Annotated in this window: 13 protein-coding genes; 5 read left to right on the forward strand and 8 right to left on the reverse strand. The window is 28.3% G+C overall.

The window, feature by feature from the left end:
• Nucleotides 1-8 precede the first annotated feature (8 nt).
• Nucleotides 9-968 (reverse strand): ABC transporter permease, encoded by a 960-nt coding sequence (locus KO488_RS01055; protein WP_216056932.1) that lies wholly within the window; start codon nucleotides 966-968, stop codon nucleotides 9-11.
• 29 nt (nucleotides 969-997) lie between these two features.
• On the opposite strand from KO488_RS01055, the gene acpS reads away from it, so the two are divergent.
• The gene (gene acpS, locus KO488_RS01060; RefSeq protein ID WP_216056933.1) at nucleotides 998-1,348 is read left to right on the forward strand and encodes a holo-ACP synthase; all 351 of its coding nucleotides are present in this window, start codon (nucleotides 998-1,000) and stop codon (nucleotides 1,346-1,348) included.
• Between the two features lie 33 nt (nucleotides 1,349-1,381).
• Here acpS and KO488_RS01065 read toward each other — a convergent pair whose 3' ends face one another.
• The gene (locus tag KO488_RS01065) at nucleotides 1,382-3,439 is read right to left on the reverse strand and encodes a TonB-dependent receptor plug domain-containing protein (protein WP_216056934.1); all 2,058 of its coding nucleotides are present in this window, start codon (nucleotides 3,437-3,439) and stop codon (nucleotides 1,382-1,384) included.
• Between the two features lie 19 nt (nucleotides 3,440-3,458).
• Nucleotides 3,459-3,806 carry a hypothetical protein gene (locus KO488_RS01070; protein WP_216056935.1) on the reverse strand — a complete coding sequence of 116 codons (348 nt, stop codon included), beginning with the start codon at nucleotides 3,804-3,806 and terminating at the stop codon, nucleotides 3,459-3,461.
• Nucleotides 3,807-4,114: 308 nt separating this feature from the next.
• Between KO488_RS01070 and KO488_RS01075 the strand changes: the two genes are divergently transcribed.
• From KO488_RS01075 to KO488_RS01090, 4 genes are all read left to right on the forward strand, one after another.
• Nucleotides 4,115-5,095: an ABC transporter substrate-binding protein gene (locus tag KO488_RS01075; RefSeq protein ID WP_228318947.1), complete on the forward strand. Its 981-nt coding sequence runs from the start codon at nucleotides 4,115-4,117 to the stop codon at nucleotides 5,093-5,095.
• Between the two features lie 110 nt (nucleotides 5,096-5,205).
• Entirely contained in the window at nucleotides 5,206-5,988 is a 783-nt protein-coding gene (locus KO488_RS01080) for an ABC transporter permease (protein ID WP_216056936.1), read from the forward strand.
• Nucleotides 5,976-6,746 carry an ATP-binding cassette domain-containing protein gene (locus KO488_RS01085; RefSeq protein WP_216056937.1) on the forward strand — a complete coding sequence of 257 codons (771 nt, stop codon included), beginning with the start codon at nucleotides 5,976-5,978 and terminating at the stop codon, nucleotides 6,744-6,746. Before KO488_RS01080 ends, KO488_RS01085 begins: the two co-directional genes overlap by 13 nt.
• Entirely contained in the window at nucleotides 6,746-8,017 is a 1,272-nt protein-coding gene (locus KO488_RS01090; RefSeq protein ID WP_216056938.1) for an NnrS family protein, read from the forward strand. The genes KO488_RS01085 and KO488_RS01090 overlap by 1 nt, the downstream gene beginning before the upstream one ends.
• Before the next feature lie 32 nt (nucleotides 8,018-8,049).
• Here KO488_RS01090 and KO488_RS01095 read toward each other — a convergent pair whose 3' ends face one another.
• From KO488_RS01095 to KO488_RS01115, 5 genes are read right to left on the reverse strand one after another with little or no spacing between them, the layout of a single operon-like run.
• Nucleotides 8,050-8,856, reverse strand: a complete 807-nt coding sequence (locus KO488_RS01095) for a class I SAM-dependent methyltransferase (RefSeq protein WP_216056939.1) — start codon at nucleotides 8,854-8,856, stop codon at nucleotides 8,050-8,052.
• Between the two features lie 12 nt (nucleotides 8,857-8,868).
• Nucleotides 8,869-10,881 (reverse strand): TonB-dependent receptor plug domain-containing protein, encoded by a 2,013-nt coding sequence (locus tag KO488_RS01100; protein WP_216056940.1) that lies wholly within the window; start codon nucleotides 10,879-10,881, stop codon nucleotides 8,869-8,871.
• On the reverse strand, nucleotides 10,882-11,913 hold the full coding sequence (locus tag KO488_RS01105) for an ABC transporter substrate-binding protein (protein ID WP_216056941.1): 1,032 nt from the start codon (nucleotides 11,911-11,913) through the stop codon (nucleotides 10,882-10,884). It abuts the gene before it with no gap.
• Nucleotides 11,913-12,695, reverse strand: coding sequence for an ABC transporter ATP-binding protein (locus tag KO488_RS01110; protein WP_216056942.1), 783 nt, complete (start codon nucleotides 12,693-12,695; stop codon nucleotides 11,913-11,915). The genes KO488_RS01105 and KO488_RS01110 overlap by 1 nt, the downstream gene beginning before the upstream one ends.
• Nucleotides 12,692-13,711 carry a FecCD family ABC transporter permease gene (locus KO488_RS01115; protein ID WP_216056943.1) on the reverse strand — a complete coding sequence of 340 codons (1,020 nt, stop codon included), beginning with the start codon at nucleotides 13,709-13,711 and terminating at the stop codon, nucleotides 12,692-12,694. Before KO488_RS01115 ends, KO488_RS01110 begins: the two co-directional genes overlap by 4 nt.
• Nucleotides 13,712-13,977: the final 266 nt, after the last annotated feature.

Below are 13,977 nucleotides of genomic sequence, written 5' to 3' on the forward strand. Positions count from 1 at the left end.
TTTATATATTATTTTCCATCGTAATTTGGATTTATTTTTAATAGTACTAAATCAGCAATCATATTTCCAATTAATGTTAAAAATGCTCCAATTATTAATATTCCCATAATTACTGGATAATCGTGGCTTAAAGCACTTTGGAAAAACAATAATCCCATTCCATCTATTGAAAATATCGTTTCAAGTATTACTGAACCTCCAATAATTCCAGGAAGAGAAAGCCCTAGAAGTGTAATAACCGGAGGGTATAAATTGGGTAAAATATAATATCTTAAAATTTGTTTATTATTTAAACCGCGAGAGCGCGCAAAAAATATGTAATCAGATTTTAGTATTTCAATTGTAAGTGAACGAATATATAAAGTCAAACTTCCTATACCTCCAAAAACAATAATTGCAATTGGTAAAATTAAATGCCAAGCATAATCTAAATAGTAATTAATACTTCCATCATCCGGAACAGAGTGCAATCCTGCAATTGGTAAAATCTCAAAAGTTATTGAAAATACTAAAACAGCTAAAAGTGCTAGATAAAAAGAGGGCATTGAAAAACTAATGAGTGATAGTTGACCTGTAAACTTATCAAAAAAACTATTTTTATTTAAAGCAGCTTTAATTCCTAAGTATAATGATACAACAAATATTAAAACCATTGATATTATATTGATTATTAAAGTTATTGGAATCCGAGTTAATATTTCATCTTTTACCATAGAACCACTTGCAAAAGATATCCCAAAATCAAGTTGAATTATTGCTATAATCCATGAATAAAATTGCATATACAAAGGTTTGTCTAAACCATAAATTGCTTTTAATTGTGCTACAGATTCTTCCGTAATATTTGGATTTAAAGCACCACTTGCAAAAAAAGAGTTTGGAGCTAAATTTATTGCTAAAAAAGATATAAGACTAATAATAAATAACATAATGATAAGATATAATATTTTATTCAAAAATAATTTCATAAAAGAATTATACATCAAATAGGTTTAAAATGACAGGAATAGATATAGCTTCAATTAATAGAATAAAAAGAATGCATGAAAAGTTTGGTAGACGTGCCTATGAAAAGTTCTTAAGCGAAGAAGAAATTGCATTAGTTAAAAGACCTGAAACTGCAGCTGGTTTTTGGGCTGCGAAAGAAGCGGCAAGTAAAGCAATTGGTACAGGAATTGGAGCTGATTGCTCTTTTCATGATATAAAGATATCAAAAACAGCAAAAGGTGCTCCCAAACTAAAGTATAAGAAAAAGGTTCGTAGAAAGTTTAATATTAAAGAATCTCATCTTTCAATAACACATGATGAAGGATTCGCAATAGCTGTTGTTTTTAATATCTTGAAATAATTCATCCTTCTATGTTATTTTTAATAATAAGGTTTAAAATGTAGCTTTTAAGCCTGTATAAAAATATGTACCAATATTTGTACCTAAATCTTCATTGACTTGTTTATTAAAGATATTATCAATTCCTCCATATATTTGAACATGTTTATTAATTCTATAACTAGATCCTACGTCAACAAGATTGTAAGAATCTGATTTTGTAGTATTTAAAGTATCTGTATATTGCTCACCTATATATCTAATCATTAAGTTTGTAGATAAGTTTTGAGTAACTTTGTAATTTGAATTTAAAGATACTGAGACATTAGGAGTATAGGTAAGCTCTTTACTTGTGGCTTCATTTTCAGTTTTTAAATAAGTTAAATTAAACCCTAAATCAAAATCATCACTAAAGTCATATCCTAAAGCTAGTTCTATTCCTTTAATATCAACATTTGCAAGATTTTCTGAAGTATAGTATTTAGATGCACCTGAACCATAGGTAACTAATTCTATTTTATCTTTAATTTTATTGTTAAATAGTGTGATTTCAGAAGATAAGGAATTAAATTTATTATATAAAGAAACCTCATAAGATTGAGATTGTTCGGGCTTTAAATTATAAGCAAAAGTTTTAGGTCCATAAATTACATCTGAACCAAATCTTTTTCCATCTTTAAATAAAGGAGAAACAACATATAGTTCTGCAATATCAGGTGTTCTATATCCTTGTGCATAATTAAATCTTAAATTTGTATTATCTGATAAGTTTTTTATAATTCCAGCTTGGAATGTGATTTTATTTTTTGCATTTGAAATATTGTCATATCTTGCACCTATTGTGGCATTTAAAGTATCATTAAATTCAATTTCATCTTGAATAAATAAGGATTTATATTTAACTACTTTTGTAATAAATTCACTTGATGCTGGATTTGGATTTATTGCACCTGATTCTCTTTTTTCTTTTCTATATTCAAATCCTGTAGTAATAAAATTTGAATCATTTACTATATATTTTAAATTTGATTCAAGTGCATCAATAGTCACGTTTGCACTAAATTTTTTATTTGTTGGACCATTAAAATTAATAGGATCTGTTTCATTTCTTTTTTTATAATAAGACCTATAAATTTTTGTATCTATAAATAAATCATCATTTATAATATAATCAAAATCAAAAGAAGCATCAATTCTTTTATTTTCATCTTTTGAATTTACAGGTGTATTTTTTATTAAAGCAAGACCTTCACTTGTTGTCTTTGCATTTCCTATATATTGACCTTGAGTTTCTTCAATAAAATAGTTTAAAGCCATTCCTACTTTTAAATCGTCACTTAAGTCTTTCTCTAATCTTGTACCAATAGTTTTAACTGTTGATTCATCTCTGTAAGTAACATTATGTTTTCCTGAAATGTTATCTAAAGTATGAGTATCATTATCGGCTCCTGATGTTGGATTTGTTGCTTGTTGTGAATAAGATTTTGAAACTGTATAAGGACTGGTATCATTTATAGAACCATAAATTTTATATCTTATACTTTCATTTTTTCCCATAGTATTAAAATTAATATTTTTATTTCTTGCATCACTATTTTTATTTGAACCATATTTAAGATCAATATTTGTAGTATTATAATCTATTTTTTTTGTGATGATATTTATAACACCACCAATTGCATCAGAACCATAAAGTGTAGACATAGAACCTTTTACAATCTCAATTCGTTCAATCATAGATGCAGAAATTCTTGTCATCTCATAAGGACTTTCAGTTTCTCCTGATAATCTTTTCCCATCGATTAAGATAAGTGTACCATTAGCACCCACCCCTCTTAAAGAAATAGCTGCTTTAGATTTTGCACTAGGATGTGGAAATCTTCCATATTGAGCATTTATTGATGGAATCTTCTCTAAGATAGTACTCAATGTAGATGCTCCAGTTTTTTCTATATCTTCTTTTGTAATAACAACAATTGATGCTGTTACACCATTAATAGATTTCTCAGTTTTAGTTGCAGTTGTAACTGTAATATCATCTAAAGTACTTGCTTGTAATATATTAGCAGTTACAAACCCTATGAGTATAGTAGAAAGTGTTTTATTATGCATTTTTTAACCTTGTTTAGAGTTAATTACTCTTATTTTGAAAAGTATCATCTCTGTGATACTTAATTTTATTTATTTCAATATTTTTATGATTAATATATTTGATTATTACAGATTTATTTTCTTTTTTTATATTAATATCTGAATATTTAGCTTCTAGTAAGTCACAATAATCTTCAATATTTCTTATTAAGCCTTTACTTCTAAATTCTGGTAGAATCTTTCTAAATTCATCTATATCTTCTTTACTAGTAAATTCTCTTAAAATATCAATTCTAGAATCTGAGTAAGATAAGATATTTTCTAAAACATTAATATTTTTATTTAGAAATGCATCTTTAAAGATTAGATTTGTATTAATGAAAATCATTTATCATCCTTTCTTTTTTCAGCATCTTTAATAGATTTCCATCTCTTTTGTAATTCATCTACATTAATAACTTCATGTTCATTCATTGTCATATCCTTAATAAATATTTTAATGGCTTAATCTAATTGATAACCATTATTAAAAAGAATAATAACAATATAAACTTATGATACTATTAATTATGATAATCATTCTTGAAATCATAACAAATAGTTAAATATTTATTATTGATACGCATCAATTTTTTTAAAAGATAATTATGATAATAGTTATCATAATTATATTAAGATTCAAAAAAAGGATTTAAAATGTTAAAAAAAATGACAATTGCGCTTATTTTACTATCTACTATAAATTTAAGTGCATCTGAAAAAATAGAAAAACTTGTTTTAAGTGGTCCTGTTGCATCTGTATCTCATCCACTTATTCATATGATAAAAACAGGAGCATTAAGAGATATTGCAAAAAAAGTTGAATTTAGACTTTGGAAGAATCCTGATGAATTAAGAGCTTTAACTTTAAGAAATAGAGCAGATTTTATCGCAATTCCTACGAATGTCGCTGCAAATCTTTATAATAAAGGAGTAAAAATAAAACTTCTTAATGTATCTGTCTGGGGTATTTTAGGAATGATAACAAGAGATAAAACACTCAAAACACTTGCTGATTTTAAAGGTAAAGAAATAGCAATGCCATTTAGAGCGGATATGCCTGATATTATCTTTGAAGAACTTGTAAAAGCTCAAGGAATGGATCCTAAAAAAGATTTCAAATTAAAATATATGAGTAATCCTTTTGATGCTATGCAAAATTTAATTTTAAGACAAGTTGATCATGCGCTTTTAGCCGAACCTGCAATTTCAATTGCACTAAAAAAAACTGGTTCATTTCCATTAAAACTTGTAGCACCTGACTTGTATAGAAGTGCAAATTTACAAGAAGAATGGGGGAAAACATTTAAAGTTGAAGCTAAAATCCCACAAGCGAGAATGTCTGTTATTGGAGATATGATTTTAAATGAAAAAGTAATAAAAAGATTTAATGAAGAATATGAAAAATCATTAAATTGGTATAAAAATAATCCAAAAGAAGCTGCTGAAATGATAGTAGAAGAAATGCCAATGCTTGATGAACTTGGAGTTCAAGAGAGTATTAAACATGTGCAACTAAATACAGTAAGTGCACAGGATTCAAAAAAAGATTTAGAGTTTTTCTATAAATTATTAGAAAAGAATAATCCTAAAACAATAGGTGGGAAATTACCTAATGAAAGTTTTTATTCTAAATAAATACTAGAAGATAATTATTGATTTTAATCAATAAGGAAGATAAAATCTTCTGGTATTATTTAAGAATGATTATCATTAATAATTATAAAACTATGAATTAAGGATTTCTAGTGAAATTTATATTAAAAATATTAAAAGATTTTCCAGCATATTTGTGGAGTGGATGGGGCGCAATTGCTGCAATATTATTATTTATTGCCATCTGGGATGTTGGAAATCAAGTTTATGGAAACCTTGTACTTCCTTCTCCTTTAGAAACTTTTCAAACATTATATTTGATGCTTCAAGATGATTTAGTAATTCAAGAAATAAAAACTACTTTATATCGTGCTGGACTTGGCTTTGGAAGTTCTTTATTTTTTGGATCTATGTTAGGACTTCTTGCAGGTTTCTTCGCAACAGCATCTATGATGAGTCGTCCTATTGTTACTATTTTAATGGGGATGCCTCCAATTGCTTGGATTGTTTTAGCAATGATTTGGTTTGGAATGGGAGATGAAACAGTTATTTTTACAGTTATCATAGCTTCTTTCCCTATAATTTTTGTGGGAGCCTTACAAGGAACTAGAACTTTAGAAGGTGATCTAAAAGAAATGGCTGATAGTTTTAATTTGCCATGGCATATGAAATTTATTGATATATATTTCCCTCATATTTTTTCTTATATTTTTCCAGCTTGGGTAAGTGCTCTTGGAATGGCTTGGAAGATAGTTATTATGGCTGAATTACTTGCAACTTCAGATGGTATTGGAGCTTCTCTTGCCGTTGCTAGAAGTCAGTTAGATACACCAACTGCTTTAGCTTTGGTTACTATTATGATTGGCTCACTGATGTTTATTGAATATATTATTTTAGAACCAATTAAAAGAGAGGTTGAGTTATGGAGAAGCTAGAAAATATAGAAATAGAATATTTAGAAGTTGAAAGATTAAATCATAACTTTGGTTTTACACAAATACTAAAAGATATAAATCTTTCAATAAAAAAAGGTGAAGTTTTATCTGTAGTTGGACCCTCAGGTGGTGGAAAAACTACTTTGATGCATTTATGTGCAAATCTTCTTGATGTTGAAGAAGGAAATATTAAAAATAGTTTTAGAAGTTCGGCCTTTGCTTTTCAAGAAGCAAGACTATTACCTTGGAAAAATGTTATTGATAATATATCTCTTGGATTATTAGCTAAAGGTATTAAAAATAGTATTGCAAAAAAGATGTCAGAAGAAATAGCTTTAAAGTTTGGTTTAGAAGAAGAGGATTTTGATAAATTCCCAAAAGATTTAAGTGGAGGGATGAAACAAAGAGTCTCATTTGCAAGAGCTTTAGTAGTTGAACCTTCATTACTTTTTTTAGATGAACCTTTTTCAGCTTTAGATATTGGACTTAAAATGGAATTGCAAGCACACTTAATTCAAATGGTTAAAGAGAAAAATTTAACAATTTTATTTATTACTCATGATTTAATGGAAGCAATTAGATTAAGTGATAAGATACTTTTACTTGAATCAGATCCTGGGCATATAATTAAAGAATTTACTTATGAATTAGCACAAGAAAAAAGAGATGATAAGTTTGTTTATAGCCAAACTGCAAAAATACTACAAGATGAAACTATAATAAATACTTTTGAATTACAAGGAATAGGATTTAAATAATGGCAAATGAATTAAATAACAATCAAAAATTAGGAAATAATGAACAGCCTTTACATGCAACAAATCACTATTTACATTATCCAGATGAAAAAAATATACCTCCCTATCTGGCCTATGGATTTAGACCTATTTTCTTATTACTAGCTCCTTACATGGTAATTTCAATGATATTATGGGGATTAATCTGGAGTGGAGTTTTAACTATTCCTTTTATGAATGACACTTTAACTTGGCATATATATGAAATGTTATTTGGAGTATTAACAGCAGGTGTTATGGCATTTTTAACAACTGGAATACCAGAACTTTTTCCAGGAATGGTTCCTTTTGTTGGACGAAGATTAAAAATGATAGTTATCTTATGGATTTTGAGTCGTATTAGTTTTTGGACAATTGATATAACGGGTATTTTTTTAACTGCAATTTTAAATATTGGAATGTTAGTTTGGTTATTGTGGTTTGCAAAAGAAGCAGTTTTAGATCCACTTCAAAGACATGCAAGTTTAGGATATAGTTTATTATTAATTCTAGTAATTGAAGTATGGTTTTTTGCATCAAAACTAGGCTATGCAAGTACTGATGGACTTGTGATATTAACACTAGCTGTTGGTGCTATTGTTATACTTATTTTACTAGCTTTAAGAAGAGTAAATATGGAAGCAGTAAATGAGCTAATGGAAGATAAAGGAATTGATGATATTTATATTTCAAGACCACCTTTAACAAATCTTGCAATTTTTTGTGTAGCAATTTTTACTAGTGTAGAATTTTTATATCCACAAAATAGTGCTTTAGGATGGATAGGACTTGCAACAGCTGCTTCAATATTAGCACTCACGAGTGATTATATTTTAAAAGATAAATTTATTTTAAATCAAGGATATGTAATATATTTAGGACTAATTCCAATTTTACTAAGTCTTGGTTATGGATTAATAGGATGGGATATATTAAATAATGATATTTATGGAATTAATCACTTCAGACATTTTATTACAAGTGGAGGAATTGGATTATCTTATTTAATTGTAATGATGATTATAGGATTTGTCCATACGGGTAGACATTTAACTGTAAATATATATACAAATATGATGGTGTTTTTAATAGTTCTAGCTACATGTATGAGGAGTTTAATTCCATTTTTGGAAGAATTTACATATGAACTGTATCTATATTCTTCAATACTTTGGGTAATTCCCTTTATTTTATATATGAAAGTTTTTTATAGTTTTCTACTAAATCCTAGAGCTGATGGAATAAAAGGGTAAGGTTTTATTTTAATATAAAACCTTACAAACTTTTAGTTCTTTTTCCAAGAAATTAAAGCCCATCTATTATCTCTTAGAGGAGGAGTTTTACCATTTAAAAGACACTGTTTGTAAAATTGACTAGCTCTTTTATTTTCTTCTTTGCTAATTCCATCCAAGCTCCATGAAATAGCTTGGATATATTCCTCTTCACTTGAAACAGTTGATGAAGAATTTTCTTCAGGAAAGATAAATTGGAGTTGGGCATAAATACCCATATTATAAAGCACATTGATTAAATAAATATAATCAGGTTTAGGAGTGATTTGTCTACCTATTGCATTTAAAACTTCTTCATCTAGATAACTTATTCCCACTTTATAAGTAAGATAAACAGCTTTTCTTGCATGAGTATCAAGTTCTTTTAATACTGCTTCAATATTATCTACTTCTAGGCATCTAGAAGCTAAAACTATATCACAAGTTGGTACATCAACCCATGATTTTTCCATATCATGAATAAATGATGATATATTTTTAATATTTTGTTCTTTTGCATTCTCTTCTAAAATTTCAAGCATTTTTGAAGAAAAATCAAAAGCATTTACCTGTTTAACTAGAGGAGCAAATCGTAAAGAAAAAGTTCCTGGACCACAACCTACATCAAGAAGAGTATCTTTTTTATCAAAAGAAATGCTCTTTTCTATCGTGTCATTATAAAAACCACTATGAACTTTTTTATTCATATCCTTAGCTTTTTTATTCCATTCTTCTTTATCTTTTTTCTTGTGAGTTGATGCTACTCTTTGAACTGAATAAAGTGAGGCAAAATTAATTGCCTCGATATTACTACTATACATATTTTTTACTTTTTAAAATTTATAACGCATTTTTGCGAAGAAGTTTCTACCTTCTTCTGGATAACCTAATCTATAAGAATAGTCTTTATCAAATAAGTTATTTACACCACCTGTAACTTCAATACCATTATCCATTTTGTAAGTAGTTTGAAAGTCCATTACAACAAAACTATCAGTTTTATAATCATCTTCTACATCAAAGTATTTTTCTGTTTCAAAATGAAGAGATGGTACAATCGCTAGCTTTTCTATAGGACTATACTTAGCTCGTAAACTTAATGAATGCTCAGGAACATCAGTAATATTTTTATAATTAGGATCTTCGGCTTTTTTAAGTTCAGAATCTATAAAAGTATATGAAATGTTTGTTGAGAAACTATCATTCCAATATGACTCAACCGAAAGTTCAAATCCAGTATGCTCTTCTTGCCCTATATTTTGATATTGTGTACAATCATCTCCTGTACAAAATGCCGAATAATTGGCAGAATCAACATCTACTCCTGCTATATAATCGTCTGTTATTACCTTAAATACTGATGTTTTTAAAAAATGATCATATCCAATTTTATGTTCTAGTCCAAGCTCATAAGTAGTCGCAATTTCTGCATCTAAACTTGGATTTGGCGCATCTTCTCCAAATGAATTTGAGTATCTGTTACTAAGAGAAGGAAGATTACTTCTTCTTGCAATTGCACCATATATAGTTGTATCATTATTTATATCAAAATATAGTGCTGTTTGAGGTGAAAAAATCTTTGTATCATGATTACCCCAATTTCCAACATTATCCCCATCTCTATACTCTGCTTTTTCAACATCATTAATATCATAAGAAAGACCAACTACCCATTTAAGTCTATTAGTAATTTGCCAAGAGTGCTCTAATCCAAGTGATCTTGTGATACTTTCCATGTTAACATCAGGAGAATCACCATCTATTGATTTATGGTGATCATGCTTTTGAAAGTATGCAGTTTTTAAAGTTTGGGCATCATTAATTCTATAGTCTAATTGTCCACTTCCCCCAAAAGAATAATCATCATACTTTGAATTGAACCATTCATTTGTATTTTCATAGCCTCTATTATGTCCATCATAAGCTTGAAGTTCATTTTCAAATTTATCATAAAAAAGTTTTGTTTTAAAAGTAAACTTATCAAAATTTGTTGAACTGTTGAAATATAAACTTGTTTTATCCCATTGTGGCCATTCCCAGTTTCTTGTTCTCCATCCTTTACTTCCCGCTTCTAAATCTGCTGCATAATGAGGACTTCCTTTTTCCGCTCTTTGCATTATGAAGTTTAAAGCGTACTCATCTGTATCATTTGGAGTATATCCAGCTTTTAAATTCACTTTTAAATTCTTTGAAGCTGAATTTTCTCTTTTCCCTCCATCTTCCCAATGTGTATCACCAAAGCCTGTAGAATCAAAATCTTTTGACATTCTCTCATAATCTTTTTCATAGTTAGAAACAGATAAAAGCCCATAATAAGTTCCTTGATTTGTTCCTAATGTTAAAAACTCTTCATGTCCATTTCCATTAAATGCACCAACTCCAATTTCACCCTCAAATTCTTTTTTAGGCTTTTTTGTTACAACATTTATAGCTCCAGCCATAGTATTTGGCCCAAACATAGGTGAAACATAACCTTTAGAAACAGTGATCTCAGAAACATCATTAGTAGTATAATTACCTAAGTCAGTTTCTCTGTTATAAGGAACATATACAGGTATTCCATCTATAAAGATTGGTACACGTCTACCTTCAAAACCTCTAATTCTAACTTCTGTTAAGTTCTTTCTACCTGTTTTTTCTAGTGTAACACCAGGAACAAATTGTAAAGCTTCTACAATACTTCTACTTTCTGTATCTTTAATCGCTTCTGCATCAATAACTGTTGTAGTTTTATTTTCACTAACACCACTATCAACAACCTCTATTCTTCCCAAATCATATACTGAATTTTCAGCATATAACAGTGATGCAGTAAGCATACTCCCTAATAAAATATTTTTCTTCATTTATTCTCCTTTTATAAGTGTGTTTATTTGTTCATCTGTTAATTCTAAGTGTAAAAATAGTTTATAAAACTTCCTTACTTCTTCATTTATATCAATTTTAAAATGTTCAGGGTAAAGTTTATTATGCATCCATACAGCTCCTAAAAAACGCATAAGAGAAGGTGGTCTACTAAGCCAATTAAATGGAGAGATAGGAGAAAAGAATATTTGATTATTTTTATAAGCTCTTAGATTTCGCCATGTACTTAAGTTTTTAATTGAGTCATAAAAGGATTTATCCCAAATAAAAATTACATCAGGATCATATTTATAAAGTGTTTCTAGAGTAATTTTACTTTTTCTTGAAGTTCCTTTTTTTAAACCTTCACATTTATGTACATTTACTCCACCTACTAATGGAATAATTTGTGATTGCATATTACCAGTACACTCTGTCATAAGACCATTACTCCCTTGTGCAAGATATACTCTTTTTTGTGGAATATTTTTTAAGTTATTAACACTTTTTTTAACTCTATTTAAATTATTTTCTGCATAAGTAATTAACTCTTTAGCTCGTTCTTCTTTTTTTAGAAAAACTCCCATTGTTCTTAGAGCATCTAACATTTGTGGTATTGTATTTTGTGCAATATAGGCAACTGGTATATCAAACTTTGCTAATGCATTTTCAAAATATACTCCATTTTTTTGCATAATATCCCACATAAAAACAATATCAGGAGATATGGCTAAAACCTTTTCTAAATTGGCTTGATTTCCAGAACTAAAAAAACTTCCTAATACAGGAAGTTTTGCAACATTTTTAAGCATAAACTTTTTTTCTACTTCAAAAAATCTATAATTAACACCTATCATAGTTTCTGGAGCTAAAGAATAAAGTAAAATTGTCATGGCAGGTGATGCTGAAAATACTTTTTGTGCATGTTCAGGTATTTTAACTTCTCTTCCTACCATATCAAGGCTAGTGTTTGCCTTTGCAAATGTAATTAGAAATAAACTGAATAAAATAAGGGCTTTAAATTTTGATAGCATCATTGTTCCTTTTGTTTATATTTTAATGGCAAAATATACCCTATACCATTATTTTTATGTTTTAAAAGTTCTGATTCAACTCTATAAACATCATAAATTCTTTGGGTACTAATAACTGTCTCAGGAGAGCCAAAAGCTAGAATTTCCCCTTTATCTAACCATAAAACATGAGTTGAAACACGTAAAGCATGATCAGGATAATGTGTAGTCTGAATAACGATTTTCCCATTTTGGGCAAGGGTACTAATCAAATCTAAAAGTCGCATTTGATTTCCAAGGTCCAGACCAGTAACGGGTTCATCCATAATAATAATCTTACTTTTTTGGGCTAATGCTCTAGCTATTAGAACAAGTTGTCTTTCTCCACCGCTTAATTTTCTAAAAATTCTTTCTTTAAAATCTTCAATTCCTACTTGTTTTAATGCTTCACAAGCTTCATATTTATCTTTTTGTGAATAAGATAGATTTAAAGTTGAGCTATGAAAACGACCCATTAAGACAATTTCAAGCACATTAAAATCAAAAGGGATACTAGAACTTTGAGGAACATAAGCAACTAAAGAAGCGCGTTCTTTTCTATTAAGACCTCGTGTATCATTTTTATTTATAGAAATATCTCCTTTATAAGGAAGTATTCCAACCATTGCTTTTAATAATGTGCTTTTCCCACTTCCATTTGCACCCAAAATTGATAAAACAGCTCCTTCTTCTATACTAAAGTTGATATCATTTAATATCTCTTTTGAACCATATCCACATGAAAGATTTTGTACTTGTATCATCCTTCATTCCTTTTAAGGTTATAACGTAATACAAAAATAAACACAGGTATACCAACAAGAGATGTAATAATTCCTAGAGGTATTTCTGTTTGTGATATTGTTCTTGAAATAGTGTCAACAATTACTAAAAAAGTTGCACCTAAAATCGCACAAAAAGGTATGAGTGTTATATGATTTGAACCTATTATAAAACGAGCTATATGTGGAATTACTAATCCTACCCAACCAATAATTCCAGCTAGCATTACACTAAGAGTACTTAATAAAGTAGCTAAAATAATCATTATAAATCTAACTTTTTTTACATCAACACCTAAAGATAAAGCCTCGTCTTCTCCTAAACTCATAAGGTTTAAATGCTTACCAAAAAGTATCAATAAAAAAGTAGAAATAAGAACCCAAGGAAAAATTAATCCTACAGATTCAAGAGTAACAGAAGATAAAGAACCCATTAGCCAGTAAACAATTGAAGGAAGAGTATTATAAGGATCAGCCATATATTTTATAAGTGATAAGAAAGCACTAAATAAAGAAGAACTTATTATTCCACCTAATACAAGCATTAAAAGACTATTTCCTCCACCATAAGTTTTGCCAATCATCATTGCTAAAAATACAGCTATAAAACCAAAAAGAAATGCAGTAAATTGTATAAATAATAAAGATTCACCTAAGAGCATTCCTAGTGCTGCTCCAAAAGATGCACCAGATAAAACACCTAAAATACTAGGTGAAACTAAAGGATTTACAAACATTCCTTGAAAAACTGCACCTGAAATAGATAGGGAAGCTCCTACAAGAATTGCAGCTAAAATACGAGGTAATCTAATCTCTTGTAAAATCATATTTATAGACTCTGATTTCTTATATATTTCAGGACTTTGTTCTAATCCTAGCCAGTAGTAGATGACATCTATATATTCATTAAGAGTTATTGGGTATTGTCCTACACCAAAAGATACTAAGATACTTATAGCGAGTATTATTGATATAAGTAAGAATAAAATTTTTTTCATAATAAATATGACCTTTGCATTTATAAATTAATTTTTATTAATATGCAAAAAATGCATATTTAATATGAAGACAAATATGTTCTAATAAAAACACTATATTTTTATTAATATGCAGAAATAGCATATTTACAATAAGCTGATATAAAGCCATCTTGAACTAAAATAATTGTACATAAATCAATGTTATAATTACTTTAATATAAATAATTAGTATCTTACAATATAATTATTCTAAAAAAGAAAAGAATTAAAATTTGATTTGTATA

This window comes from Poseidonibacter lekithochrous (genome assembly GCF_018861145.1).
Lineage (GTDB): Bacteria > Campylobacterota > Campylobacteria > Campylobacterales > Arcobacteraceae > Poseidonibacter > Poseidonibacter lekithochrous_A.